Annotated in this window: 23 protein-coding genes and 2 tRNA genes; 14 read left to right on the forward strand and 11 right to left on the reverse strand. The window is 58.6% G+C overall.

What is annotated here, in order from left to right; all coding sequences use genetic code 11:
• Positions 1 to 32: 32 nt before the first annotated feature.
• The 4 genes from C1Y43_RS14020 to C1Y43_RS14035 all read right to left on the reverse strand — a co-directional run bounded on the left by C1Y43_RS14020 (position 33) and on the right by C1Y43_RS14035 (position 2,627).
• On the reverse strand, positions 33 to 314 hold the full coding sequence (locus C1Y43_RS14020; protein ID WP_021509105.1) for a membrane lipoprotein lipid attachment site-containing protein: 282 nt from the start codon (positions 312 to 314) through the stop codon (positions 33 to 35).
• 254 nt (positions 315 to 568) lie between these two features.
• The gene (locus C1Y43_RS14025) at positions 569 to 1,372 is read right to left on the reverse strand and encodes a hypothetical protein (RefSeq protein WP_104188596.1); all 804 of its coding nucleotides are present in this window, start codon (positions 1,370 to 1,372) and stop codon (positions 569 to 571) included.
• Positions 1,373 to 1,381: 9 nt separating this feature from the next.
• On the reverse strand, positions 1,382 to 1,834 hold the full coding sequence (locus C1Y43_RS14030) for a universal stress protein (protein ID WP_058758371.1): 453 nt from the start codon (positions 1,832 to 1,834) through the stop codon (positions 1,382 to 1,384).
• Positions 1,835 to 1,841: 7 nt separating this feature from the next.
• Positions 1,842 to 2,627 carry an IclR family transcriptional regulator gene (locus tag C1Y43_RS14035; protein WP_104188597.1) on the reverse strand — a complete coding sequence of 262 codons (786 nt, stop codon included), beginning with the start codon at positions 2,625 to 2,627 and terminating at the stop codon, positions 1,842 to 1,844.
• Positions 2,628 to 2,776: 149 nt separating this feature from the next.
• Between C1Y43_RS14035 and C1Y43_RS14040 the strand changes: the two genes are divergently transcribed.
• The 3 genes from C1Y43_RS14040 to ypdK all read left to right on the forward strand — a co-directional run bounded on the left by C1Y43_RS14040 (position 2,777) and on the right by ypdK (position 5,686).
• Positions 2,777 to 4,378 (forward strand): MFS transporter, encoded by a 1,602-nt coding sequence (locus C1Y43_RS14040; RefSeq protein WP_104188599.1) that lies wholly within the window; start codon positions 2,777 to 2,779, stop codon positions 4,376 to 4,378.
• A gap of 5 nt (positions 4,379 to 4,383) precedes the next feature.
• Entirely contained in the window at positions 4,384 to 5,412 is a 1,029-nt protein-coding gene (locus tag C1Y43_RS14045) for an HlyD family secretion protein (RefSeq protein ID WP_104188600.1), read from the forward strand.
• Between the two features lie 202 nt (positions 5,413 to 5,614).
• Positions 5,615 to 5,686: a membrane protein YpdK gene (gene ypdK / locus C1Y43_RS14050; RefSeq protein WP_006120362.1), complete on the forward strand. Its 72-nt coding sequence runs from the start codon at positions 5,615 to 5,617 to the stop codon at positions 5,684 to 5,686.
• Positions 5,687 to 5,728: 42 nt separating this feature from the next.
• On the opposite strand, the gene alaC is transcribed toward ypdK, so the two are convergent.
• The gene (gene alaC, locus C1Y43_RS14055; protein ID WP_058758368.1) at positions 5,729 to 6,964 is read right to left on the reverse strand and encodes an alanine transaminase; all 1,236 of its coding nucleotides are present in this window, start codon (positions 6,962 to 6,964) and stop codon (positions 5,729 to 5,731) included.
• A gap of 119 nt (positions 6,965 to 7,083) precedes the next feature.
• Positions 7,084 to 7,608 carry a GNAT family N-acetyltransferase gene (locus C1Y43_RS14060; protein ID WP_031280018.1) on the reverse strand — a complete coding sequence of 175 codons (525 nt, stop codon included), beginning with the start codon at positions 7,606 to 7,608 and terminating at the stop codon, positions 7,084 to 7,086.
• Between the two features lie 467 nt (positions 7,609 to 8,075).
• On the opposite strand from C1Y43_RS14060, the gene C1Y43_RS14065 reads away from it, so the two are divergent.
• On the forward strand, positions 8,076 to 9,767 hold the full coding sequence (locus C1Y43_RS14065; RefSeq protein WP_021508253.1) for a sensor histidine kinase: 1,692 nt from the start codon (positions 8,076 to 8,078) through the stop codon (positions 9,765 to 9,767).
• The gene (locus C1Y43_RS14070; protein WP_021508252.1) at positions 9,764 to 10,492 is read left to right on the forward strand and encodes a LytTR family DNA-binding domain-containing protein; all 729 of its coding nucleotides are present in this window, start codon (positions 9,764 to 9,766) and stop codon (positions 10,490 to 10,492) included. Before C1Y43_RS14065 ends, C1Y43_RS14070 begins: the two co-directional genes overlap by 4 nt.
• Before the next feature lie 35 nt (positions 10,493 to 10,527).
• Here C1Y43_RS14070 and glk read toward each other — a convergent pair whose 3' ends face one another.
• Positions 10,528 to 11,493: a glucokinase gene (gene glk, locus C1Y43_RS14075; RefSeq protein WP_104188602.1), complete on the reverse strand. Its 966-nt coding sequence runs from the start codon at positions 11,491 to 11,493 to the stop codon at positions 10,528 to 10,530.
• Between the two features lie 154 nt (positions 11,494 to 11,647).
• On the reverse strand, positions 11,648 to 13,309 hold the full coding sequence (locus C1Y43_RS14080) for an alpha-keto acid decarboxylase family protein (RefSeq protein WP_104188604.1): 1,662 nt from the start codon (positions 13,307 to 13,309) through the stop codon (positions 11,648 to 11,650).
• A 213-nt stretch (positions 13,310 to 13,522) separates the two neighbouring features.
• On the opposite strand from C1Y43_RS14080, the gene C1Y43_RS14085 reads away from it, so the two are divergent.
• Both C1Y43_RS14085 and C1Y43_RS14090 read left to right on the forward strand, forming a co-directional pair.
• Positions 13,523 to 14,512 carry an aldo/keto reductase gene (locus C1Y43_RS14085; protein WP_104188605.1) on the forward strand — a complete coding sequence of 330 codons (990 nt, stop codon included), beginning with the start codon at positions 13,523 to 13,525 and terminating at the stop codon, positions 14,510 to 14,512.
• 157 nt (positions 14,513 to 14,669) lie between these two features.
• The gene (locus C1Y43_RS14090) at positions 14,670 to 15,023 is read left to right on the forward strand and encodes a DUF2502 domain-containing protein (RefSeq protein ID WP_058781783.1); all 354 of its coding nucleotides are present in this window, start codon (positions 14,670 to 14,672) and stop codon (positions 15,021 to 15,023) included.
• Positions 15,024 to 15,073: 50 nt separating this feature from the next.
• Here the strand turns inward: C1Y43_RS14090 and C1Y43_RS14095 are convergent, their stop codons facing one another.
• A complete protein-coding gene (locus C1Y43_RS14095; protein ID WP_104188607.1) occupies positions 15,074 to 16,315 on the reverse strand; it encodes an Nramp family divalent metal transporter in 1,242 nt (413 codons plus the stop codon).
• A 370-nt stretch (positions 16,316 to 16,685) separates the two neighbouring features.
• Between C1Y43_RS14095 and C1Y43_RS14100 the strand changes: the two genes are divergently transcribed.
• The 5 genes from C1Y43_RS14100 to C1Y43_RS14120 all read left to right on the forward strand — a co-directional run bounded on the left by C1Y43_RS14100 (position 16,686) and on the right by C1Y43_RS14120 (position 22,336).
• Positions 16,686 to 17,876 (forward strand): NupC/NupG family nucleoside CNT transporter, encoded by a 1,191-nt coding sequence (locus C1Y43_RS14100; RefSeq protein WP_031279840.1) that lies wholly within the window; start codon positions 16,686 to 16,688, stop codon positions 17,874 to 17,876.
• A gap of 192 nt (positions 17,877 to 18,068) precedes the next feature.
• Complete coding sequence (locus C1Y43_RS14105; protein ID WP_104188609.1) at positions 18,069 to 19,157, forward strand: LLM class flavin-dependent oxidoreductase; 1,089 nt, start codon at positions 18,069 to 18,071, stop codon at positions 19,155 to 19,157.
• Positions 19,157 to 20,140 carry an ABC transporter substrate-binding protein gene (locus C1Y43_RS14110; protein ID WP_088517100.1) on the forward strand — a complete coding sequence of 328 codons (984 nt, stop codon included), beginning with the start codon at positions 19,157 to 19,159 and terminating at the stop codon, positions 20,138 to 20,140. The genes C1Y43_RS14105 and C1Y43_RS14110 overlap by 1 nt, the downstream gene beginning before the upstream one ends.
• A complete protein-coding gene (locus tag C1Y43_RS14115; protein ID WP_058758361.1) occupies positions 20,137 to 20,727 on the forward strand; it encodes a cysteine dioxygenase in 591 nt (196 codons plus the stop codon). Before C1Y43_RS14110 ends, C1Y43_RS14115 begins: the two co-directional genes overlap by 4 nt.
• Complete coding sequence (locus C1Y43_RS14120; protein WP_104188610.1) at positions 20,720 to 22,336, forward strand: rhodanese homology domain-containing protein; 1,617 nt, start codon at positions 20,720 to 20,722, stop codon at positions 22,334 to 22,336. The genes C1Y43_RS14115 and C1Y43_RS14120 overlap by 8 nt, the downstream gene beginning before the upstream one ends.
• Positions 22,337 to 22,461: 125 nt before the next feature.
• Here the strand turns inward: C1Y43_RS14120 and C1Y43_RS14125 are convergent.
• Together C1Y43_RS14125 and C1Y43_RS14130 are read right to left on the reverse strand one after the other, a co-directional pair.
• Positions 22,462 to 22,537: transfer RNA gene (locus C1Y43_RS14125), tRNA-Ala, on the reverse strand.
• A 44-nt stretch (positions 22,538 to 22,581) separates the two neighbouring features.
• A tRNA-Ala gene (locus tag C1Y43_RS14130) sits at positions 22,582 to 22,657 on the reverse strand.
• A 360-nt stretch (positions 22,658 to 23,017) separates the two neighbouring features.
• Here C1Y43_RS14130 and C1Y43_RS14140 point away from each other — a divergent pair.
• Together C1Y43_RS14140 and C1Y43_RS14145 are read left to right on the forward strand one after the other, a co-directional pair.
• Positions 23,018 to 23,806: a formate/nitrite transporter family protein gene (locus C1Y43_RS14140; RefSeq protein WP_021508241.1), complete on the forward strand. Its 789-nt coding sequence runs from the start codon at positions 23,018 to 23,020 to the stop codon at positions 23,804 to 23,806.
• Between the two features lie 111 nt (positions 23,807 to 23,917).
• Positions 23,918 to 24,271 (forward strand): YfeC-like transcriptional regulator, encoded by a 354-nt coding sequence (locus C1Y43_RS14145; RefSeq protein WP_058758359.1) that lies wholly within the window; start codon positions 23,918 to 23,920, stop codon positions 24,269 to 24,271.
• Positions 24,272 to 24,290 lie beyond the last annotated feature (19 nt).

A 24,290-nucleotide genomic window follows, 5' to 3' on the forward strand; every position in this document is an offset into this window, starting at 1 on the left:
GAAAGGGCGGGAATCAATCCCGCCCTTATTTTTTAGCTTTTCACCGCGTAATTACATTGATACCAGACTTTCTTCAGGCCAGGCAAATTGCTGTCCTGCGCCGGAAGCGATTCGACTTTATCGAAGCCGCGCTGGTTACAGTAATTCGCCAGATCAAGTTCCAGCGCATCTTTATCCAGCTTCTGTGGATCGTAACGATACTGTACGGTATTTGAACGGGCATCTTCATCTACGCGCTCAAAACCCCCGGGTTTGCTGACACTACAACCGGCCAGCATAAAAAGCGCTAACGCGCTAATAAGCATTTTATTCATTAGGGTGTCCTCATCAGACGTTGCAGTGTAAAAGGCAACGCCACACGCCTCTATAGGAAAAAGACGCGAAATGTCCGATTAATGCAAAGCTTTCGCCAATCAAATCAATAAAACCAAACGGTTTTCCTTATCACATCAGCAGTGAGAAGATGACTTCAGACAAAACGAAGTCTGCACCACACCAGGTGATATCCACAAAAAGACATACTGAAAGTGACCTTTATGCCCGTGCTGAGCGGGCTTTTTTTCGCCCGTTATCCGGTAAGGCTGACCATCTTACGCAAAAGATTGGCCGCTTGTTTGTCCGGCAATGCGAGAATTCCGCTGTAAAGATCAATCGACATCGCGCACATCGTGCCGCGATCCACCGCCGTATCCGCCGGCATATTCAGCTGCTGCAGCTTATCGCCCCACTTGCCATACAGTTTTTCCACCACGCGCTGCAGATCGCGCTGCGCCTGAGGCTGATCCACCGCCAGCTCGTCGCCGGTACTGTTTTGCAGCAGTGCCTCGAGCGCTTCACCATCACGCTGATTAAGCTCCGGCGACAGCACCTGTTGCAGATTGACGCCACCGCTGACCTGCGGATAGAGGAAACGGAAGCAGCGCTGCGTATCCTGCTGCTGCAGCGCCTGCATCTCCTGCACCGAAACGCGGATATAGTTGATGATCGCCGCATCGCTGGCGCGCGCCATGCGCTGATTCACCAAATCCATCAGCCAGCCGCGCATATCGCCCAGCGCCTGCTCCGCAGGTACGCCCTCTGCCAGCTTGTGCTGCAACTCACGATTCAGCAGTTGCCACAGCGCCGGCTCCTGCACTTTCAGCACGCGATAACCCGGCGCGTCGCTCAGTTGGGTAGCCACCTGCACCGCCAGCGCCTCGCGCTCCTGACGCGGATGCAGCCAGCTAAACCACAGCAGATTAGCCAGCAGCACAGGCAGCAAAAACAGCAGGACACCCTGCCAGACGCGCAGCGCGGTGGTGCGCAGCAGTACCACGATGATGATCGCCAGCAGCACAAAAGCGGCCAGCGTGAGCGGGAAAAGCGAGAACATGGAGCGATATTAATCCTTGCGAACGTCAATTAAAACCGGACAGCTGGCGCGTTCAATCACTGCTGCGCTTACCGAGCCTTTCAGCAGGCGGTTGAGCGGCGACAGGTGACGACGGCCCATTATAATCATACTGGCGTGCAACGCCTCAGACTGCGCCACAATGGTTTCCGCCGCTTCACCGGCCAGAATCAGCCCGCGTGCGTCAATGCCAGCGCGCAGCAGCGGTGCCAGCGCATGGCGTACCACCATTTCAGCTGTATTTTGTTCATCCTGCGCCACGACAAAATCGTCCGGGTCTTCCCCGGCGTCGATCTCAATCGGCTGATTGCACGACGAATATGCCGGATCGACACAGCACAGCACGGTGACCTGCGCCTGTTGCGCCAGCGCCTGTTCAATGGTCAGGGCGATCACTTTTTCCGCCACCGGTGAGTTATCGATGGCCATCAGCAAGGTTTTCATCAGTCGGTTATCCTTCCGCAGCAGTTATTTTGCCAATTTCGCGAATCAGCGCCTCTTTACACTTTATCAGCGCTGTCCGGTAATGCGCTTCCTGGCGGTGAAAACGTGCCGTCGGCACCAGCAGTGAGATCGAGAAGCGCCCGAACAGCGTATCAATCGCGACCGCCATGGTGGAAATGCCCTCCAGCGTTTCGCCGCGATCGATAGCCAGTCCGCTGACGCGCACCTCCGCAATCAGCGTCAGCAACTGCGGCAGCGTTTTTACCGTCATTTCCGTCAGTTCCGCATAGGCTTCACCGACCATCACCCGCACATCTTCGTCGCTCTCCAGCGCCAGCAGCGCCCGGCCACCGGACGTACTGTAGAGCGGCAGATTCAGGCCGATGTGGGGCACCACGCGCAGCTCACGCGTGGCCACCACGTAATGGACAATCGCCAGCTGCGTTCCGCTGGCCCGCGCCAGCGATACCGTTTCATTGATTTCCGCCGAGAGTTGTTCGAGGAACGGCCGGACAATTTCCACCACGTCACTGTGCACGCTGGAGATCAGCTTCAGCAACGCCGGACCGAGGCGCAGCCCGCCTGCCCCGCCGCTGCGCACCAGCTGCGCGCTATCCAGCGCCGCCACGATGCGCTGCACCGTCGAGCGCGGCAGATCGACCACCTGCGCAATTTCACCCAGACTCATGCCGCCCGGATGCTCACCGAGCGCATTTAAAATTTTTGCCGCACGCGCAATGACCTGAATGCCACCCGCTTTTTCATCCTCACGGCTTGAGGGAAGTTCTACCATGATACGTTCCTTTTTGGCCTGCCCTACTTTAGCGCGAACGATCGCACTTTTACACCCTGTATCACATTGCAATACACCATATCGAAATGTAAGATGCGAGCTGTATCACATCGCAATACACTGCATCAACCAATAACGAGACACCTGTTATGAATGCCCAGCCCGTGGCGGCACCGGCACCGCATCCTTTTACCCTGCGCCTCGCGCTGGGGCTGGTGGGGGTGCTGATCGCCGCGCTGACCTCCGGATTAAACGATCGCGTTACCGACATCGCGCTGGCCGATATCCGTGCCGCAGTCGGCATTAGCTACGATGACGGCAGCTGGATTATTTCGGCCTATCAGGCAGCGGAAGTCGCCGCGATGATGATTGCGCCGTGGTTCGCCGTCACCTTTTCGCTGCGCCGCTTCGCGCTGGCGGTGTCGGCCGGTTTCATGGTGTGCGGTGTCCTGCTGCCCTTTATGCCCACGGCTCCGCTGTTTATTGCGCTGCGCGTGGTGCAGGGACTGTTTGGCGGCGCCCTGCCGCCGCTGCTGATGACGGTGGCGCTGCGCTTTCTGCCACCGCCGATCAAACTTTATGGGCTGAGTGCTTACGCCCTCACCGCCACGTTTGGCCCGAATCTGGCGGCGTCGCTGGCGGCGTTCTGGACCGATGACGTCAGCTGGATGTTTGTGTTCTGGCAGGTGGTGCCGGCCATGCTGATCGCCATGCTGCTGATCGGCTGGGGCCTGCCGCAGGATCCGCTGCGCACTGAGCGATTTAAACAGATTGACCTGTTCGGCATGCTGAGCGGCTGCTCGGGCATGGCGCTGCTGATTCTGGCGCTGACGCAGGGTGAGCGTCTCGACTGGCTCAGCTCGCCGCTGTTTGTCGCCCTATTATTCAGCGCGCTGGCGTTGCTGATTGTGTTCTTTATTAATGAATGGTTTCACCCGCTGCCGCTGTTTAAGTTGCAGATGCTGCGCCGCCGTAATTTGTCGCACGGTTTGCTGGCGCTGGCGGGTGTACTGATTCTGGCGCTGTCCGGTTCGGCGCTGCCGTCGGCCTATTTTGGTCAGGTGGAGGGGTTTCGCACGCTGCAGTTCGCGCCGCTGGCGTTGACCATCGGCCTGCCACAGCTGCTGATTGCACCGCTGGTCGCCAGCCTGCTGAATATCCGCTGGATTGACTGCCGCTGGGTGCTGAGCGTCGGTGTGCTGCTGCTGGCAACCGCCTGCCTGCTCGGCATGCAGATCACTACCGACTGGGCGCGGCAAAACTTCTGGCTGATGCAGATCTTGCAGGCGTTTGGTCAGCCGATGGTGATTCTGCCGGTGCTGATGAGCGCCACCAGCGTGGTCGCGCCGCCGGAAGGGCCGTTCGCCTCCGCCATGTTCAATACCGTACGCGGCTTTGCCAGCATTGCCGCCAGCACGCTGGTGGAGTGGTTTATCAGCCATCGTGAGCAGTTTCACTCCAGCGTGCTGGTCGATCAGGCTGCCAGTCGCAGCTGGCTGATGACCGCAGCGGATAGCCAGCAGGCCAGCAGCAGCCTGCCGCTGTTGGCCGACGGCAGCGCCAGCAGCGCGGCCAATCTCAGCGGCTTCGCCACCCTGCTGAAGCATCAGGCCATGGTGCTGAGCCTGAGCGATGCGTATCTGATGCTGATCGCCTTCGCTGCCGGGCTGTTAGTGCTGACGCTGTGCCTGGCGAAACGCGTCTGGCCACCGCAAACCCTGATTCAACCTGTTACCAAAACTCCGGAATAACTGTTATGCACGCTTTTGCTATGAAACGAACAATCCTGCTGAGCGCCCTGCTGCTGGTTTTGCTGGCGATGGCGTTCTGGCTGTGGTCAGCCATGACCGGCAACGACCATCGCACTGATGATGCCTGGGTGAATGCCGATTACACGCTGGTGGCCCCGAAGGTGTCCGGCTACATTGCCCACGTCAACGTGCAGGATAACCAGCGCGTGCGGGCTGGCGACGTGCTGGCGACGCTCGACGACCGCGACTATCGCGTGGCGCTGGAGACCGCGCGGGCTAATCTGCAGGTCAGCGACGCCAAACGGCTGAGCGCGCAGGCGCAGCTCGACCAGCAGCAGTCCACCATTGCCGAGGCCCGCGCCACGCTGGCCGCCAGTCAGGCATCGGCACAGTATGCCGGACAGAGCGCGGCGCGCTACAACCAGCTGTACAAGAGCGGCACCATAGCCGCTGACGATCAGCAGAAAGCCAGCTCAACCCAGCGTTCTGCGGCCGCTACGGTGCGCCAGAGCGCAGCGGCGCTGGCGGCGGCCGAACAGCAGGTGAAGGTACTTGAGGCCGCGCTGCGTCAGGCGGAGGCTGATGTCGCGGCGGCGCAGGCCAGCGTCGACCAGGCCGGGCTGAATCTCTCTTATACGCGTATTGTTGCGCCGGTGGATGGCATGGTGGGTCAGCGTTCGGTGCGCGTGGGAGCCTGGGTCAGCGCGGGTACGCGTCTGCTGGCCGTGGTGCCGCTGCAGCAGACTTACATCACCGCCAACTATCTGGAGACGCAGCTGGCGGATGTGCGCCCGGGCCAGAGAGTGGTGGTGAAGATTGATGCATTGCCCGGCAAGACCTTCACCGGTCACGTCGACAGTATCGCGCCCGCTACCGGCGCCACGTTTTCCGCGATTGCCCCCGATAACGCCACCGGCAACTACACTAAAGTGGTTCAGCGTTTGCCGGTGAAAATTGTGCTGGATCCGCATCAAAGCGATCTGGCGCAATTACGTGTCGGCATGTCGGCGATTCCGCAGATTGAGACCCGATGAAAATGTGAGCAACTTCTCAGAAGTGACCTATTTATTTTCGGATCGAATCCGCGTAAATTAGCGCTCGATCCTGTTTCGGGGCAGCCCGAAGCGACCTGAGTAGAAAGCGTGTAGCGATGATGAACTCCACCTTTCTCTTATTCTGTTCGGGTTACGCTGGTTTGGGATCGCCATCATTGTAACCGCTCAGAGGAGTTGTTTTGTGAAATACGCCTTGATGGGAATCTCTTTCTTCGTCTTACTTTGGGTCGGCACCTTCGTGCTGATGCTGTAAAGACGCCAGCCGGGGCGACCGCTCAGTCGCCCCGATTTGTAGTTACTCTGCTTCTTCCACCGCTTTTACCGTTCCCGGCAAAATACCGTCGGCGCGGAACATCGCTTTAATGCCACGCACCGCCTGACGAATACGATCGCTGTTTTCAATCAGGGCAAAACGCACGTGGGTATCGCCGTAATCACCAAAGCCAATGCCCGGCGAGACGCACACTTTCGCCTCCTGCAGCAGCAGCTTGGCGAATTCGAGCGAGCCTAAATGCGCGTAATGGTCGGGGATTTTCGCCCAGACGTACATGGACGCTTTCGGCAGATCGACCATCCAGCCTGCCTCATGCAGCCCCTTCACCAGTACATCGCGCCGGCGTTTATACTGCTCGGCGATATCACGCACGCACTGCTGATCGCCCTCCAGTGCCGCAATCGCCGCCACCTGCAGCGGTGTGAAGGTGCCGTAGTCGTGATAGCTTTTGATGCGTGCCAGTGCCGCCACCAGCTCTTTGTTGCCGACCATAAAGCCGATGCGCCAGCCCGCCATGTTGTAGCTTTTTGACAGGGTAAAGAATTCCACCGCCACATCGCGCGCGCCCGGCACCTGCATAATCGACGGCGCTTTCCAGCCATCATAGGTGATGTCGGCGTAGGCCAGATCGTGGATGACCAGCACGTTGTACTGCTTCGCCAGCGCGATGACGCGCTCGAAGAAGTCCAGCTCCACGCACTGCGATGTCGGGTTGGACGGGAAGCCGAGGATCATCATCTTCGGTTTCGGGTAACTTTCGCGGATGGCGCGTTCCAGTTCATTGAAGAAATCGACGCCCGCGACCAGCGGCACCGAGCGCACCTGCGCGCCGGCGATCACCGCACCGTAGATGTGAATCGGGTAGCTGGGATTGGGCACCAGCACGGTGTCACCGTGATCGAGCGTCGCCAGCATCAGGTGCGCCAGGCCCTCTTTCGAGCCGATGGTAACGATAGCTTCGGATTCCGGATCGATATCCACCTGGTAACGCTCGGCGTACCAGCGCGAAATGGCGCGACGCAGGCGCGGAATCCCTTTGGAGGTAGAGTAGCCGTGCGTGTCTTCACGCTGTGCCACCTGACAGAGCTTTTCCACGATGTGCGGCGGTGTCGCGCCATCCGGGTTGCCCATGGAGAAATCGATGATGTCTTCGCCGCGCCGGCGCGCAGCCATCTTCAATTCAGCCGTGATGTTAAATACATAGGGGGGGAGACGTTCAATACGCGAGAAACGACGGGGTGTGCTGTTATCAGCCATGATGTCCTCTGGATTACGTTAGCGCCCGGACCGTCCGAGCGACGCTGGTCACTGCCGTGACCGAAACAAGAACATAACGCGCTGATAACAATATTGTCGAGGGGGGACGGCAAATTTTCTTAGCCTGCTTCGTTTAAGCGCCCAAACACCCAATCGTTTACCCACTGGCCGTTGAGCCGGTAGTTATCGCGTAGCGTGCCTTCCAGCGCGAAACCGTTCTTTTCCAGAATGCGCCGCGACGGCCAGTTGCCCTCAATCACCAGCGCTTTGAGTTTGTGGAAGTCGGCCTGCAGCAGGAACGTGCACAATGCCTGCAACGCTTCGCTGCCGTAGCCCTGACCGGTACAGGCGTGGCGCAGCATGTAACCCACTTCGGCCTGACGATACGGATGCCATTCGGCGCTGCAGCCAAACAGGCCAATCGCTTCACCGCTGTCGCGCAGGCGCGCCACCAGGCACAGCATGTGAAAACTGCTGGGTTGCCACGGTGCCAGCCGCTCGTTAAAGCGCTGGCGGATGTCGTTTTCATCGGGGATCTCGCTCACCCAGGTCATGGTCGCGGCATCTTCATGTACCGCTTTGAAAATCTGCCAGTCTTCCGGCTGTAACCGGCTGAGGGACAAACGAGGGGTGAGTAATTGCATGGCCACGCTCCGCTGTTGTGCTTACGGCAAAATAGCAAACCGCATCCGTGACAACCAGTGAACGCTGCACGCTTTCAGCAATCCTCTTTTTGGCACTCAGGATTTCCTCTTTTCAGGTTTCGAACCGGATAATCAGCCTTGCTTCCTTTCAGGGTCGGATGTTACGGGCGGATCTGGTCGCCATAAATGGCGCCCCTACGGTGCATCCGCAGTCTTGTAGGGTGCGCATTCATGCGCACCGGCAGCGCGCATCTTCGTATCTGGTCGCCATAAATGGCGCCCCTGGAGTGCATCCGCGGTCTTGCAGGTTGCGCATTCATGCGCACCGGCAGCGCGCACCTTAAAAATTGATCCAGGCTATGAGAAACGTCTGCAGCTTGCCGGGACGCTGGCGGATCGCGATCACATTTTTTATCATGTCCGCAACCTTGCCTGCTCCGGAGAACACCGTGCCTTCCCATTTCGACATGCTGCTGGCGGTGTTTGACCGCGCCGCGCTGATGCTGATCTGCCTGTTCTTCCTGACCCGCACCCGCGTATTTCGTCAGCTACTGCAAAAAGATGAACACTCAATCGGCGAAAAAGCCGTGGTGACCGCCATCTTCTCGCTGTTTGCGCTGTTCAGCACCTGGTCCGGCATCAATGTTGACGGCTCACTGCTCAACGTCCGGGTGATTGCGGTCATGGCGGGCGGCATTCTGTTCGGGCCGTGGGTCGGCATTGCAACCGGCGTGATTGCCGGCGTGCACCGCTTCCTGATTGATATCGACGGCATCACCTCGGTGCCCTGTCTGATTACCAGCATCATCGCCGGTATCGCCGCCGGCGCCATCAACCGCTTCGTCAGCAAAGAGCAGCGCTGGCGCGCCGGCATCCTCGGCGGCATGCTGTGTGAAAGCCTGACCATGCTGCTGATCGTGCTGTGGGCGAAACCGATGTCACTCGGTTTAACCATCGTGTCGGAAATTGCGCTGCCGATGATTCTCGGCGCGTCGAGCATTGGTTTGATTGTGCTGCTGGTGCAGAGCGTCGAAGGGGAAAAAGAGGCGATTGCCGCGCGTCAGGCCAAGCTGGCGCTGGAGATTGCCAACAAAACCCTGCCGCTGTTTCGTCAGGTTAACAGCGACTCGCTGCGCAAAGTGTGCGCCATCATTCGCAGCGACATCCATGCCGATGCGGTGGCGATCACTAACACCAAACAGATTCTGGCTTACGTCGGCTACGGCGAGCAGAACTACCACAACGGCGACGACGGCATCAGTCCGACCACCGCGCAGGCGATCGCCAGCGGAAAAATTATCATTAAGAATAACGATGAGGCACACCGCACCAAAGACATTCACTCAATGCTGGTGATTCCCCTTTGGGAAAAAGGGGAAGTGACCGGCACGCTGAAAATCTACTATCGCCGCGCCCATCGCATTACCGGTTCGCTGAAAGAGATGGCGGTCGGCCTGTCGCAAATCATCTCGACGCAGCTGGAAGTCTCGCGTGCCGAGCAGCTGCGCGAGATGGCCAATAAAGCGGAACTGCGCGCGCTGCAAAGCAAAATCAACCCGCACTTCCTGTTTAACGCGCTAAATGCTATCTCCTCATCGATTCGCCTGAACCCGGACACGGCGCGCCAGCTGGTGATTAATCTGTCGCGCTACCTGCGTTACAACCTGGAACTCAACGACGATGAACCCATCGACATCAAAAAAGAGCTGTGGCAGGTGAAAGATTACATCGCCATTGAGCAGGCACGGTTTGGCGACAAGCTGTCGATGATTTACGACATCGATGAAGATCTGCACTTTTCGCTGCCCAGCCTGCTGATCCAGCCGCTGGTGGAGAATGCCATCGTGCACGGTATTCAGCCCTGCCGTGGCAAAGGCGTGGTCACGCTGAGCGTGAAAGATCTGGGCGATCGCGTGCGCGTGGCGGTGCGCGATACCGGTGCCGGCATCAGCGAAGAGGTGGTCAGCCGGGTGGCGCGCAACGAAATGCCGGGAAACAAAATTGGCCTGCTGAATGTGCATCACCGGGTGAAACTGCTGTCCGGCCACGGCTTAACCATCACCCGTCATCAGCCCGGTACGGAAATCGCCTTTACCCTCAGCAAAAGTGGTCAGCGGCTGTCCGGCCCGCTCACCCCGTTAGCGGAAACCTCAGCGTGAAAGCCATTATTGTCGAAGACGAATTCCTGGCGCAGCAGGAGCTAAGCTGGATGATCCAGCAGCATAGCCAGATCAGCATCGAAGCCTGTTTTGATGATGGGCTGGAAGTGCTGAAGTATCTGCAGACTCATCGGGTGGACGTGATTTTTCTCGATATCAACATCCCGTCGCTGGACGGCATGTTGCTGGCGCAGAACATCAACCAGTTTATCCATAAGCCGCTGATTGTGTTTATCACCGCGTGGAAAGAGCACGCGGTCGAGGCCTTCGAACTGCAGGCGTTTGACTACATCCTCAAGCCGTATCACGAGTCGCGCATCATCACCATGCTGAACAAGCTGGAGGCCAGCGCACAACAGCAGCAGGCGCAGCAGCACAATCCAGCAGCCAGCGCACCGCAAACGGTGAATTTAGTCAAAGATGAGCGCATTATCGTGACCGATATCAACGATATCTATTACGTTGAAGCACATGAGAAGCTGACGTTTGTCTACACGCGGCGCGAAGCCTATGTGATGTCGATGGCGATCAGCGAGTTTTGCAGCCGTTTGCCTGAGTCGATGTTCTTTCGCTGCCACCGTTCCTACTGCGTTAATCTGAGCAAGATTGGCGAGATCGAACCGTGGTTTAACAACACCTATCTGGTGAAGCTGCGCGATATGGATGCGCAGGTGCCGGTGAGCCGCAGCAAGGTGAAGGCGTTTCGCCAGCTGATGCATCTTTGAAGGCGAACGGCACGGGAAGCCGTTCGCCCGTCAGATTACAGCACGCGCCCCAGCGCCTGACGCAGATGGGCACCGGCGCCAAGCAGGCCCGGCTGGTCGTGAGTAATCATGTAAACAGGAATATCGACGAGATAATCGCGGAAGCGGCCTTTGTCTTCAAACGCCGCGCGGAAGCCGGACGCTTTAAAGAAATCGAGGAAGCGCGGCACGATGCCACCGGCAATGTACACGCCGCCAAAGGTGCCGAGGTTCAGCGCCAGGTTGCCGCCAAACCGTCCCATGATGACGCAGAACAGCGTCAGCGCGCGGCGGCAGTCAATACAGCTATCCTGCAGTGCCCGCTCGGTGACATCTTTTGGCTTGAGGTTTTCCGGCTCGCGCTGATCGGATTTCACAATCGCCCGATACAGGTTAACCAGTCCGGAACCCGACAGCACGCGCTCGGCAGAAACGTGACCCAGTTCGGCGCGCAGCACTTCAAGAATCGCATCCTCTTCTTCACTGTTTGGCGCAAAGTCAACGTGACCGCCCTCACCCGGCAGGCTGACCCAGCGCTTATCAACGTGCACCAGATGGCTGACGCCGAGCCCGGTGCCAGCACCGTAAATGGCAATCGGCTTATCCTGCACCGGCGATTTGCCGCCGAACTGCAGTACGTCCTGCGCCGTCAGCATTGGAATCGCCATGGAAACCGCGGTGAAATCGTTGATGATTTCCAGCGTAGTAAAGCCCAGACTTTCCTTCATCTGACGCGTTGAGAAGGCCCAGTCATGGTTGGTCATCTCCACCCAGTCGCCGGTGATCGGACAGGCGATGGCGATGCAGCCGTCGGTAATGTCCTGTTTTTGCTCATCCAGATAGTGACGGATAACTGCTTCAAGGTTGTCGTAGTCTGATGTTGAGAATGTTTTGGCCTGGGAGATGGCGCCGGTCTCCACCTCACACAAGGCGAGACGAGCGTTAGTGCCGCCCACATCGCCGACCAGGGCGTATTTTGTCATTCTTCTGCTGCTCCGCTTGGGTCATAAACAAGTGCAGGACACTATAAAAGCCTGCCAATAAAACAACAACGCTCACCTTGCACGATGAGCGTTGGTCATTCAGTGCGACGCACAGCCTGACTGTCGCCAGCCCAACTGTACAGAGGCAACTGTCCTAAACTTTGTGGCTATTACGCTGGTGCAGCGCCGCCGTCACGGTACGCAGCAGCGGCGGCAGATCCTGTTTCTCCATCACCACTTCAATCAGTGACAGGCAACGCGCCTGGCTGAGCAGTGCCATCACGGCATCAAGCTGCGCCGTTTCACTGATGCGCCAGCTCTGAGCCGCACAATTCAGGCTCATCGCCTGCGGCAGCGCGGTCCAGTTCCACTGCGCGATGTCGTTGTAGCGCTGTTCCGCTCCATGGATCGCGCGTTCGACAGTGTATCCCTCATTATTCAGCAGAAAAATGATCGGGCTTAAGCCGTCGCGCTGGATCGATCCCAGTTCCTGAATGGTCAGCTGCGCCGATCCATCGCCGATGATCAGAATGACGCGGCGGTCAGGCTGCGCCGTCTGGGCACCAAAGGTGGCGGGTAAAGTATAGCCAATGGAACCCCATAAAGGTTGTACCAGCAGCTGCGCATCATGCGGTAAACGTAGCGCGGCAGCGCCAAACGCCGCCGTGCCCTGATCGGCAAGGATAATATCACCGGGCTGCAGGAAACGCTGCATCGCCTGCCAGAAAGCCTGCTGACTGATTACGGCGGCAGCAGCGGGCGGTGCATCGTCCGGCATGTCGGCCACGCCCGTGGCCCAGTGCGCGCAGTGGCGCTGATAAACCGGCAGCAGCGCGGCCAGCGCCTGCGCCATGCTCAGCGGTGCGAAGGTTTCTCCGGCGACGCTGGCATGAAACGGCTGCAGATCAATCACCCGCTGCGCCGACAGCTGCTGGGTAAACCCGGCGGTCAGGGTGTCGGTAAAACGCACGCCGACGCACAGGGTGACATCGGTGTCTTCAATTGCCGCGCGCACGGTTTCGCGGCTGCCGCTGGCGGCGTAGGTGCCGACGAAGCCCGGTTGCTGCTCATCCAGCACGCCCTTGCCCATCAGTAGCGTGGCTGCCGGAATGGCACGCAGCGCACGCAGCTCAGCCAGCGGCGCCTGCAGCTGCCAGCGGGCAGCGAGAAAATCGGCCAGCAGCGCCACGCGCTGCGCCGGTGCCAGCAGGCGTTCCGCCGCTGCGGCAAACGCCTGCGCCACGTCGCGGTTTTCAGCCGGTACCGGGCTGGCGCTGGCTGACGGCAGCGTTACCGTGGCGGCGGCGACATCCACCGCCAGCAGCAAATAGCCCGGACGGTGCTGCTGTAGCGCGCCAGCGATGACCCGATCAATTTCAGCCACGGCGTTGTCGGCGCTCAGCACCGCGCTGGCGGCACTGACTTCCTGGGCCATGCGCAGAAAATGGCCAAAATCGCCGTCGCCGAGCGAATGATGCACGCAGTCGCCCTGCTGCTGGGCGTGGCTGGCGGGAGCGCCGACGATGTGAATCACCGGCACATATTCGGCGTAGCTGCCGGCGATGCCGTTAATCGCACTAAGTTCACCGACGCCAAAGGTGGTCAGCAGCGCGGCCGCGCCGTTGCAGCGACCGTAACCATCGGCCGCATAGGCGGCATTGAGTTCATTAGCGCAGCCGACCCAGGTAATACCGGGATGGTCAATGACGCTGTCGAGAAATTGCAGGTTGTAGTCGCCGGGTACGCCGAACAGATGGCGGATACCCGCCTGGTGCAAACGATGCAGTAAATAGTCGCCAACGTTAAGAGTGTTCATCGACCGCTCCTGTGAGGGGGAATGATCAGGAGTATTAGCGATGTGGCTGAACTGGCGAGATTTTCGCCATCATCGCGCTGTCATGCATGGCAAGCATTCGTTACGACGACAGAAAATTCTGTAAGTTGCGATCTTTGCCGCGTTACGGCGCAGTGTAAACGCATACACTGCTATGCTGATGCCACTTTCTCCCATCTGAGACAGGAACGCTGCATGAGTACTTTTCCCCACGCCGAACGTTATCACCAGATGCAGTATCGCCGCAGCGGCCGCAGCGGCCTGAAGCTGCCGGCAATTTCGCTGGGTCTATGGCACAACTTTGGCGACAGCACGCGCGTCGACAACAGCCGCGCGCTGCTGCGTCACGCGTTCGATCGCGGTATTACCCATTTTGATCTGGCCAATAACTACGGGCCGCCGCCCGGTTCTGCGGAGAGCAACTTTGGCCGCATTCTGCGCGAAGATTTTCACGGCCTGCGCGACGAGCTGGTGATCTCCACCAAAGCGGGTTACACCATGTGGGACGGTCCGTACGGCGACTGGGGCTCACGCAAGTACCTGATTTCCAGCCTCGATCAAAGCCTGAAGCGCATGGGGCTGGAGTACGTGGATATCTTTTATCACCATCGCCCGGATCCGGAAACGCCGCTGGAAGAGACGATGCGCGCGCTCGATCAGGTGGTGCGTCAGGGTAAAGCGCTGTACGCGGCGATTTCGAACTACCCGGCGGATAAAGCCGCCGCCGCTATCGCCATGCTGCGCGATCTCGGCACCCCCTGCCTGATCCACCAGCCGCGCTATTCGATGTTCGAACGCACGCCGGAACAGGGTCTGCTCGACGTGCTGGGTGACAATGGCGTCGGCTGTATTGCTTTCTCGCCGCTGGCCGGTGGCGTGCTGACCGACCGCTATCTGCAGGGCATTCCGCAGGATTCGCGCATCGCCAGCGGCAGCAAATTCCTCAACGAAAACCAGCTAACGCCAGAGAAGATGGCAAAGGTGCAGCAACTGCAGGCGCTGGCACAGCAGCGCGGTCAAAAGCTGGCGCAAATGGCGCTGCGCTGGGTGCTGCGCGACACGCGCGTCACGTCAGTGCTGATCGGCGCCAGTAAAACCGCGCAGATCGATGATGCCGTCGACATGCTGAGCCAGCCTGAATTAACGGCGGACGAGATCACTGCCATTGAGCAAATTCTGGTGTAACCGTTTACCCGCCCGGACTTTTCCGGGCGCTGTCCTTAGCAGAAAACGCTGCGCAACCTTTCGCTGGCACTTTTTCAGACTAAATCTCAAGGCGTGTCTGGTCCGATATGGCACACTAGCGCCACGGTAGCCTCGATGCTATCGATGAGGAGAAAGTATGAAACGTGCAATTTTGTTTGCCGCTTTGCTGGCAACGTTATCCCCTCTGGCGCTGCACACAGCTGAAGCCAGTAGCGCTACCATCAATCTGGCCCCTGGCGTCACGCTGCATCTCGGCGATCGCGATCGTCGCGGCTACTACTGGGACGGCGGTCGCTGGCGTGAACCGCGCTGGTGGCACGATCGCTATCAGTACAACGATCATCGCTGGTGGCGTCACGAAGAGTGGAAACGCCACCGTGCCTGGGAACGTGAACGTGAGCACCGCTGGCACGAGCGCGAACGTCGCGAACACTGGCGTCACGATCACCGACACGATCGGCATGACCGCCACGACCATCATCACCATTAAAAAAAATCCCGGCGCAGACGCAGCCGGGATTTTTCTATTCAGTCATTTGCTTACCAGCCGAGCGCTTCGCCCACCAGCAGATAGATATTCAGCGCCACCACCAGCACCACAATCAGACGCCCGGCATTTTGCATCAGGCGTGAGTTCACCAGTTCATCGCCCATGATGTCACGGTTCCCGGTGAACGACAGCAGCGGAATCAGCGCCAGCGCAATACCGAAGCTCAGCAGCACCTGGCTCATCACCAGAATACGCGTCGGATCCCAGCCCGCCCAGATAACAATAAAGGACGGCAGCATGGTAATGGTACGACGGAACCACAGCGGAATGTGGAAGCGGATAAAGCCCTGCATCACCACCTGGCCGGCCAGCGTGCCCACCACAGTAGAAGAGAGGCCGGCCGCTACCAGACTCAGCCCGAACACAATCGCCGCCGCGTGACCCAGCAGTGGTTGCAGCGTCAGATAAGCCTGGTCGAGATCAACAATGCTCGTGTGACCGCTAAAGTGAAACGCGGCCGCTGCGGTGGCCATCATCGCCAGGTTAACGAAACCGGCAATGGTCATGGCGATCGCCACGTCGAGCTTGGTGGAGGAGTAGCGCTCCGCCTTGCTGCCTTTATTACCGTACTGCGTCAGCGCCGAGTGCAGATAAATGACGTGCGGCATAATGGTCGCGCCCAGCACGCCAGCCGCGAGGAATACCGCGTCCGAAGTGGGCAGGCTCGGCAGCGCCATGCCTACCACCAGATTGCTGACGCGCGGCTGCGAGAAGAACAGCTCAACGATATAAGCGGCGGCGACAAACAGCAGCAGCCCGCCAATCACCAGCTCCAGCGGCTTCTGTCCACGGTTTTGCAGCATCAGGATCAGGAACGTGGCGATACCGGTTAACACCGCGCCCTGCAGTAGCGAGATGCCGAGCAGCAGCTTAAAGCCGAGCGCAGCCCCGATGAATTCCGCCAGATCGGTGGCCATGGCGATAATCTCCGCCTGTACCCAGTAGAACCACACCGCCGGGCGCGGGAAGCGATCGCGAATATGCTCGGCGAGGTTTTTACCGGTGGCAATACCCAGCTTGGCAGACATCAGCTGGATCAACATCGCCATAATGTTGGCCCATACCACCACCCACAGCAGTTTGTAGCCGTACGCGGCCCCCGCCTGGATGTTGGTGGCAAAGTTGCCGGGATCGATATAACCAATGGCCGCGATGAAGGCCGGTCCCAGCAGCGCGAGCTTGATCTTTCTGGCTCCGCGAGCGGCGCGCTCGGCGGTGCGACTTTCTGACATAGTTTTGACCCTGTCCTAACGCTTGTCTGACCCATCCAGCTTACGGGGCATTCAAGGCAAGTGAAATTTGGTTATAGTTATCGCATTGATAGATGGTGCTATAAAGTATAGCCATTGCTATACCACAAGGTAAAGTTAGCGCTTGCTAAAAATTATGCAACAGGTTTCACTCTACTCCCGGGTCAAATTATAGACAATCTCTTTGTGGATATTTCTTGTGATCCATTTGTAAACAGGTTGTGGGCGGTGAGACTAATCTGAGAAATAAAGCGATACCGAATACTTATATTGTGGTTTTGATCTCGTTTTTAAGTAACGCGTTACATAGAATACGCAGCAAAATACAACCCTCCTCAAATTTGGAGCCGATATGTCCCATATTTTGCACTTCCTTTTAGCATTGGTGGTGGTAGCCGTGCTGGCGTTACTCGTCAGTCACGATCGTAAGAGTATCCGGATTCGCTATATCGTTCAGCTGCTGGTGATTGAAGTGCTGCTGGCGTGGTTCTTCCTTAACTCCGAAGCAGGCCTTGGTTTTGTTAAAGGTTTCGCCGGGCTGTTTGATCATCTGCTCAAATATGCAGCAGAAGGCACCAATTTCGTGTTCGGTAACATGAACGAGAAAGGCCTGGCCTTCTTCTTCCTCAATGTTTTGTGCCCTATCGTCTTCATCTCAGCCCTGATCGGGATTTTGCAGCATTTCCGCATCCTGCCTTGGGTGATTCGCGCTATCGGTACCGTGCTGTCGAAGATCAACGGCATGGGCAAACTGGAATCCTTTAACGCCGTCAGCTCTCTGATTCTGGGACAGTCAGAAAACTTTATCGCCTATAAGGATATCCTTGGCAAAATGTCACAGCGCCGCATGTACACCATGGCAGCCACCGCGATGTCGACAGTGTCGATGTCGATTGTGGGTGCCTACATGACGATGCTGCAGCCAAAATACGTAGTGGCCGCGCTGGTGCTCAACATGTTCAGTACCTTTATCGTGCTGTCGCTGATTAACCCGTACCGCGTGGACAGCGAAGAAGATCTGCAGCTGCAGGATCTGCATAAAGGTCAGAGCTTCTTTGAGATGCTGGGTGAATACATCCTGGCCGGTTTCAAAGTGGCGATTATCGTTGCGGCGATGCTGATTGGCTTTATCGCGCTGATCTCCGGCCTCAACGCGCTGTTTGATACCATCTTTGGCATCAGCTTCCAGGGTGTGCTCGGCTATGTGTTCTATCCGTTTGCCTGGGTAATGGGCGTACCATCCAGCGAAGCGCTGCAGGTGGGCAGCATCATGGCGACCAAGCTGGTTTCTAACGAATTCGTTGCAATGATGGACCTGCAGAAAATCGCCGGTCAGCTGTCGCCGCATGCGGAAGGCATTCTGTCGGTGTTCCTGGTCTCCTTCGCCAACTTCTCCTCCATCGGCATTGTCGCAGGTGCGATCAAAGGTCTGCATGAAGAGCAAGGTAACGTGGTATCACGTTTCGGCCTGAAACTGCTGTACGGTTCGACGCTGGTGAGCGTGCTTTCCGCCGCCATCGCCGGTCTGGTGCTGGGCTTCTGATCTACAGGGCGGGCTGCGGCTCGCCCTTCTCTTCTTTTATATACCTAAGCGTTATATCCCGCGCCAGTCAGCCTGCCGCCGCGTCACGCCCTGCTTCACCGTTTCCCGCAAACCCTTTGCACAATATCGAATTTCCGTTGTTGCCGTCTGCACCCGTAGCTTTTCCTTCTGACCTCACCTCAGGAGAATCGCATGAGCATTCAGTTCCTTGGCATGATTGGCCACCGGCTTGCCTCAGAAATCATTCCCGCATCCGGCACGTTGTTCGATAAAGATTACATTGCCCGCTTTGCCCGCGCCCATGAAGCGGCCGGCTTCGACCGCATCCTTGTCGGCTACTGGTCCGATCAACCCGATGGCTTTCTGGTCACCGCTCACGCAGCGGCGCATACCCAGAAGATTAAATTCCTGCTGGCGCACCGTCCGGGGTTTGTCGCGCCCACGCTGGCGGCCCGCAAGCTGGCTTCGCTCGACCATCTCACCGACGGCCGCCTGGCCGTGCACATTATCAGCGGCGGCAGCGACAGCGAACAGCGCCGCGACGGTGATTTTCTCAGCAAGGCTGAACGCTATGCGCGCACCGACGAATTTCTCAGCGTGCTGAAACAGAGCCTTGAGTCGCCGCAGCCTTACGATCATCAGGGCCGGTTTTACCAGGCTGAGCAGGCTTTCTCTGCCATTAAACCGTTGCAACATAAGCTGCCGATCTATTTCGGCGGATCGTCACCGGAGGCGATTGACGTGGCGGCGCGGCATGCTGATGTCTTCGCGCTGTGGGGCGAACCGTTAAAAGGCGCGGCCGAGACGGTACGTAACGTGCGTGCGGCGGCGGCCGCGCAGGGGCGCCAGATTGCGTTTAACATCTCCTTCCGGCCTATTCTGGGTAACACCGAAAAAGAAGCCTGGGAGCGCGCCGAACATATCCGCGCCACCGCAGAGAAGCAGCTGGCGGAGACCGGCTATACCTTTGGTTTGCCGAAGCCGCAGAGTGTCGGTGCGCAGCGTCTGCTGGCGGCGGCGCATGAGAGCGAACGCCACGACAAAGTGCTGTGGACCGGCGTGGCAAAGCTGGTGCAGGGCGGCTACAACTCCACCGCGCTGGTCGGCACGCCGGATCAGGTTTCTGAGGCGCTGCTGGATTACTATCGCCTCGGCATTCATAGCGTGCTGATCCGCGGATTTGACCCGCTGAATGACGCGGTGGAATACGGCCGTGAACTGCTGCCGCTGACGCGTGAAAAAGTGGCTGCGCTCAGCGCAATTGAAAAAAGGAGCGCCTGATGCGTCTCGCCGCTCTGTTTGCCGGTGTTGCGCTGGCCCTCGCGTCACTCCAGCCGCTACTGGCGGCCGATAAAGTCACGCTGCGCCTCGGCGATGTGAAAGGCGATCGTTTTGCCGCCCTGAAAGCCTCGGGCGAACTGAACAATCTGCCTTACGATCTTAAGCTCACCGCCTTTGACTCCGGCGCGCCGGTGCAGGAAGCGCTCAATGCCGGGGCGCTCGACGTTGGCTTTACCGGCGATTTGCCGTTTCTGTTTGTCTATGCGGCAGGCGCGCCGGTGAAAGCCGTGGGTGCCTGGCAGAATAACCCGGACAGCATCGCCCTGCTGACCCGCCCCGACGCCGGCATTCACCGGCTGCAGGATTTGAAAGGTAAGCAGATCGCGGTCAACCGCGGCGGCTGGGGACACTATCTGCTGCTGGGTCTGCTGGAGCGCGCTGGCCTGACGCCGCAGGATGTCACGCTGCGCTTCCTCGGACCGGTGGATGGCCGCGCGGCGCTGACGTCCGGTGCGGTCGCGGCCTGGGCGCCGTGGGAGCCCTATATCGCCACCTCGACCGCCATCGACGGCACGGTGCGCGTACCGGACGGCGGGGGTAAAGGCATTATGTCCGGTTACTCCTACGCGCTGGCCCGTAATGAAGCGTTGCAGGACGCCGGCAAGCGGGCAGCGATTGCTGACCTGCTGGCGCGACTGGCGAAGGCGCAAATCTGGGCGCAACACCATCCGCAGGAATTCGCCGGCGTGCTGAGCCAAACCCTGAATATGCCCACCGCCATTACCCGCAGCTGGATTGACGATGCGCGTATCCGCCCGCTGGTGTTTGACACGCACCTGATTGCCACGCTGCAGAAATCCGCCGACTTTTTCCATCGTTATCAGGTGTTGCCAAAGCAGGTCGATGTCAGTCAGGCGTTTGACTTCAGTCTGTCCGCCGCCGCTAACCGCATCGCCCAGCACGCGCCCGGAGACAAATCATGAGTGATTACCAGCACCATCGCCTGCGCACCTTCGTCGCCCGGCTGGCCACCCTGCTCGACAGCCAGCCGGACGAAGCGACCCTTTTGCGGCAGGGCAGCGGCTGGCTGGCTGAACTGATTCGCCACGATGACTGGCTGGATGAGGCGTTTACCCAGCCCCATCCACAGCACTATCAGCAATATCTGCTGTATGCCGATGCGCAGCAGCGCTTTTCCGTGGTGAGTTTTGTCTGGGGGCCGGGTCAGCAGACGCCGATTCACGATCACCGCGTCTGGGGCCTGATTGGCATGCTGCGCGGCGCCGAGATTTCACAATCGTGGCAGCCGGGCCCGCACGGTTTACAGGCAGAAGGTGCACCGTTGCGGCTTGAACCCGGCAGCGTGGAGGCGGTGTCGCCGACGGTCGGTGATATCCATCGCGTCAGCAACGCCTATGACGATCGCGTCTCTGTCAGTATCCACGTGTATGGCGCAAATATCGGCGCGGTTGAGCGCGCGGTCTACACCGCCGACGGCCACGAAAAGCGCTTCATTTCCGGCTACAGCAACCGTTATCTACCTAACATTTGGGACCTCTCACATGACTAAACCGGTTTTCCCGTTTCGCCAGGCGGCGGAACTGCTGACAGCGCTGCGTCAGCAACAGGAAGTGGCGATCATTGACGTGCGTGATGAGGCGCTGTTTGCCACCGGGCACCCGCTGTTTGCCATCAACATTCCGCTATCAAAGCTGGAGCTGGAGCTGCTGGACCGCATTCCCCAACGTCACACCGCCATTACGCTGTATGACAACGGCGAAGGCCTGGCGCAGACCGCCGCTGAACGTCTCGCCGCACTGGGTTATCAGCAGGTCACGCTACTGGCCGATGATTTAGCCGGCTGGCAGGCGGCTGGCGGCGAGCTGTTTATCGATGTTAATTCACCCAGCAAAGCGTTTGGCGAACTGGTGGAACATCATGCCCGCACGCCTTCGCTCTCCGCCGATGAGGTACAGGCGCTGATTAGCGATGATGCCGACGTGGTGGTGCTGGATGCGCGGCGCTTCGATGAATATCACACCATGAGTATTCCGGGCGCCACCAGCGTACCCGGCGGCGAACTGGTGCTGCGCGTGCGCGATATAGCCCCCTCACCGCGCACCACAGTGATTGTGAATTGCGCCGGACGCACGCGCAGCATTATTGGCACGCAGTCGCTGGTCAATGCCGGTATTCGTAATCCGGTATTCGCGCTGCGCAACGGCACCATTGGCTGGACGCTGGCCGGTCATGCGCTGGAGCATGGGCAGAGCCGCCGCTATGGCAACGCCAGCGAAACCGCGCAACGTCAGGCCGCGAGCCAGGCCCGCGCTATTGCCGATCGTGCTGGCGTGACACGCATTCCTCTGGCGACGCTGACGCGCTGGCAGCAGGAAGCACGCACCACCTACCTGTTTGACGTGCGTGATGCCGAAGAGTACGCCGCCGGTCATCTGCCGGGCAGCCGCCACGTGGCGGGCGGCCAGCTGGTACAGGAGACCGATCATTACGCCAGCGTGCGTGGTGCGCGTATCGTGCTGGTGGATGATGACGGTGTCCGCGCCAATATGACCGGCTCCTGGCTGGCGCAGCTTGGCTGGCAGGTGGCGGTGCTTGACGCATTGCAGGCCAGCGATTTCAGCGCTGTCGGTAGCTGGCAGCCGCAGGTCGCGCCGGTTGCTGCGCCGGAATCGATCTCCCCCGCGCAGCTGGCCGAGTGGCTGGCGGCTGGCGACACGCAGGTGCTGGATTTCACCACGCTCGCCAATTACCGCAACAGCCATATTCCCGGTGCGGCCTGGCTGCTGCGTTCCACCCTGCAGCAGCAGGGCAAGGCACTACTGCCCGATGCTGGCCGCTATGTGCTGACCTGCGGCAGCAGTCTGCTGGCCAGCTATGCCGTGGAGCAAATTGCCACGCTGACCGGCAAACCGGTGCGGGTGCTGGCGGGAGGCAATGCAGCCTGGCGCGCCACCGGTCTGCCCACCGAACAGGGCGAGCAGCGCCTGCTCTCGCCGCCCATCGATCGTTATCGCCGCCCGTACGAAGGCACCGATATTGAACCGGACGTGATGCAGGCCTATCTCGACTGGGAATATGGTCTGGTGGCGCAACTGGATCGCGACGGTACCCACGGTTTTCGCGTGCTGCAGCTGCAGCCACAGGCCGTGACGGTTTAACACGGAAAGGCGCTGCAGGTCAGCGCCATTGCGCGCAGCCAGTCGGCGAATGTAACGTCACACTGCGCAAACGGGCAGTATTATTATCGGGTTTTAAGTACGTTTGTTCTGAACGAACAGAGAATTGGTGGAGATAAGCGGGATCGAACCGCTGACCTCTTGCATGCCATGCAAGCGCTCTCCCAGCTGAGCTATACCCCCACATCTGGAATTCGTTTTTTCAGTGCAAACCGTTGGGAGCGGTTTGGTGGAGCTAAGCGGGATCGAACCGCTGACCTCTTGCATGCCATGCAAGCGCTCTCCCAGCTGAGCTATAGCCCCGTACCGAAAAACCGCCGAGTTACCTCGACGGACGGCATAATATGAGACCGCTGTTTGAGTGTCAACGGCAAATTCTCGTTCTGCGTGCGATCGCTGAAAAAGGCGGCAACCCTGTGTCGCCGTGGCTTTTTTTTCAGCGCAGCGTGTGCTCGTCATCCCTGCCCTCAGCCGTTATCTCAACGCCGCCTCAACGGTGCGCCACGCCGAGGTTAACTTTAGGTTAAAGATGTTAGCGTCAGGCTTGTTTTCGTTAATGGTGCGTGTAAAACTTAGCGCGCTAATTAACCGGTTAGCCGTCCAGGGTATTCACTCGCTAACCGGCCAGCACGTCCTCCTTGTTTAATAAAAGAAAAGTGAACTATGTCGCTGCATACACCTAAAGAGATCGCGCAACTGGCGATTCAGGCCGGCGTGGCTAAAAGCCGTCTGCCGGTTTCCACCTTATTAATTCTTGGCTTTATGGCTGGCGCGTTTATCGCGACCGGCTTCCTGCTCGATCTGCACGTTATTAACCAGCTGCCTGCTGAATGGGGCTCGTTTGCCGGCTTCCTCGGTGCGGCGGTATTCCCGGTCGGACTGATTCTGACCGTGCTGGCGGGTGGCGAACTGCTGACCGGCAACATGATGACGCTGCCCATTGCCTGGTTCGCGCGCCGCATTAGCGGTTTCAGCGTGCTGCGTAACTGGTTTTGGGTCACCATCGCCAATTTTATTGGCAGCGTTGCGGTAGCATGGTTCTTCGGCCATCTGCTCGGCATGACCGAAGGCGACTATCTGAAGAAAACCGTGGCGATCGCCCATGCCAAAGTGAACGCCGATTTCATGCACGCGTTCATCTCCGGCATCGGCTGCAACTGGCTGGTGTGCCTGGCGGTATGGCTGGCCTTCGCCAGTAAAGATATGGTCGGCAAAATCTTCGGCATGTGGTTCCCGGTGATGGCCTTCGTGGCAATCGGTTTCCAGCACGTGGTGGCCAACATGTTTATCGTGCCTGCCGCAATTTTTGCCGGTCAGATGAGCTGGGCAGAATTTGCACCTAACGTGGTTGCGGTATTTTTAGGTAATGGTGTGGGCGGTGCGATCTTTGTCGGCCTCACCTATTTCCTCGCCTTCCGTCCGGCACAGGCGGCGGTCAGCGAAGCGCAGTAAACCGATTTTGCCTTTTGTCGCACAGCAAAAGGCATTTTCTGCCTTGATTACTTTTCCCCGTAACGTTTTGTTGTAATATGTAGAGCTAATGTATTTAACAGGGACAGCATCGTGAAAAAGGAATGGCTCACTCCCGAAGAGCTCGCGCTGGAAACGGGCTACAGTCGGCAGACGGTGAATAAATGGATCAAGCGTGAAAACTGGACGACCACGCCCAAGCCCGGTGTACAGGGCGGTAAGGCGCGATTAATCCACATTGATGAGCGTGTCAAAAGCTTCATTCAGTCCACCCGCCATGCAAACGAACCGGCGGCGAATTACGGCGCTCAGCAAAATACGTTACCTGCGTTATTAATAAATTCTGTCCAGCAAATGACGGCCACCGAACAGGAACAACTGGCGGCGCTGTTATTGCGGGAAGGGATCAGGGGCGTATTACAGCGGTTAGGAATCCAGGAAGAATAGAAAAGCCGGAAGCAGTGAG

The organism is Pantoea sp. ICBG 828 (assembly GCF_002928355.1).
GTDB classification, from domain to species: Bacteria; Pseudomonadota; Gammaproteobacteria; order Enterobacterales; family Enterobacteriaceae; genus Pantoea; species Pantoea dispersa.

Coding starts and splice junctions, on each gene's coding strand:
- C1Y43_RS14020 (WP_021509105.1), bottom strand. CDS start 314: ATGAATAAAATGCTTATTAGCGCGTTAGCGCTTTTTATGCTGGCCGGT.
- C1Y43_RS14025 (WP_104188596.1), bottom strand. CDS start 1,372: ATGTTCTCGCTTTTCCCGCTCACGCTGGCCGCTTTTGTGCTGCTGGCG.
- C1Y43_RS14030 (WP_058758371.1), bottom strand. CDS start 1,834: ATGAAAACCTTGCTGATGGCCATCGATAACTCACCGGTGGCGGAAAAA.
- C1Y43_RS14035 (WP_104188597.1), bottom strand. CDS start 2,627: ATGGTAGAACTTCCCTCAAGCCGTGAGGATGAAAAAGCGGGTGGCATT.
- C1Y43_RS14040 (WP_104188599.1), top strand. CDS start 2,777: ATGAATGCCCAGCCCGTGGCGGCACCGGCACCGCATCCTTTTACCCTG.
- C1Y43_RS14045 (WP_104188600.1), top strand. CDS start 4,384: ATGCACGCTTTTGCTATGAAACGAACAATCCTGCTGAGCGCCCTGCTG.
- alaC (WP_058758368.1), bottom strand. CDS start 6,964: ATGGCTGATAACAGCACACCCCGTCGTTTCTCGCGTATTGAACGTCTC.
- C1Y43_RS14060 (WP_031280018.1), bottom strand. CDS start 7,608: ATGCAATTACTCACCCCTCGTTTGTCCCTCAGCCGGTTACAGCCGGAA.
- C1Y43_RS14065 (WP_021508253.1), top strand. CDS start 8,076: ATGCTGCTGGCGGTGTTTGACCGCGCCGCGCTGATGCTGATCTGCCTG.
- glk (WP_104188602.1), bottom strand. CDS start 11,493: ATGACAAAATACGCCCTGGTCGGCGATGTGGGCGGCACTAACGCTCGT.
- C1Y43_RS14080 (WP_104188604.1), bottom strand. CDS start 13,309: ATGAACACTCTTAACGTTGGCGACTATTTACTGCATCGTTTGCACCAG.
- C1Y43_RS14085 (WP_104188605.1), top strand. CDS start 13,523: ATGAGTACTTTTCCCCACGCCGAACGTTATCACCAGATGCAGTATCGC.
- C1Y43_RS14090 (WP_058781783.1), top strand. CDS start 14,670: ATGAAACGTGCAATTTTGTTTGCCGCTTTGCTGGCAACGTTATCCCCT.
- C1Y43_RS14095 (WP_104188607.1), bottom strand. CDS start 16,315: ATGTCAGAAAGTCGCACCGCCGAGCGCGCCGCTCGCGGAGCCAGAAAG.
- C1Y43_RS14100 (WP_031279840.1), top strand. CDS start 16,686: ATGTCCCATATTTTGCACTTCCTTTTAGCATTGGTGGTGGTAGCCGTG.
- C1Y43_RS14105 (WP_104188609.1), top strand. CDS start 18,069: ATGAGCATTCAGTTCCTTGGCATGATTGGCCACCGGCTTGCCTCAGAA.
- C1Y43_RS14110 (WP_088517100.1), top strand. CDS start 19,157: ATGCGTCTCGCCGCTCTGTTTGCCGGTGTTGCGCTGGCCCTCGCGTCA.
- C1Y43_RS14115 (WP_058758361.1), top strand. CDS start 20,137: ATGAGTGATTACCAGCACCATCGCCTGCGCACCTTCGTCGCCCGGCTG.
- C1Y43_RS14120 (WP_104188610.1), top strand. CDS start 20,720: ATGACTAAACCGGTTTTCCCGTTTCGCCAGGCGGCGGAACTGCTGACA.
- C1Y43_RS14140 (WP_021508241.1), top strand. CDS start 23,018: ATGTCGCTGCATACACCTAAAGAGATCGCGCAACTGGCGATTCAGGCC.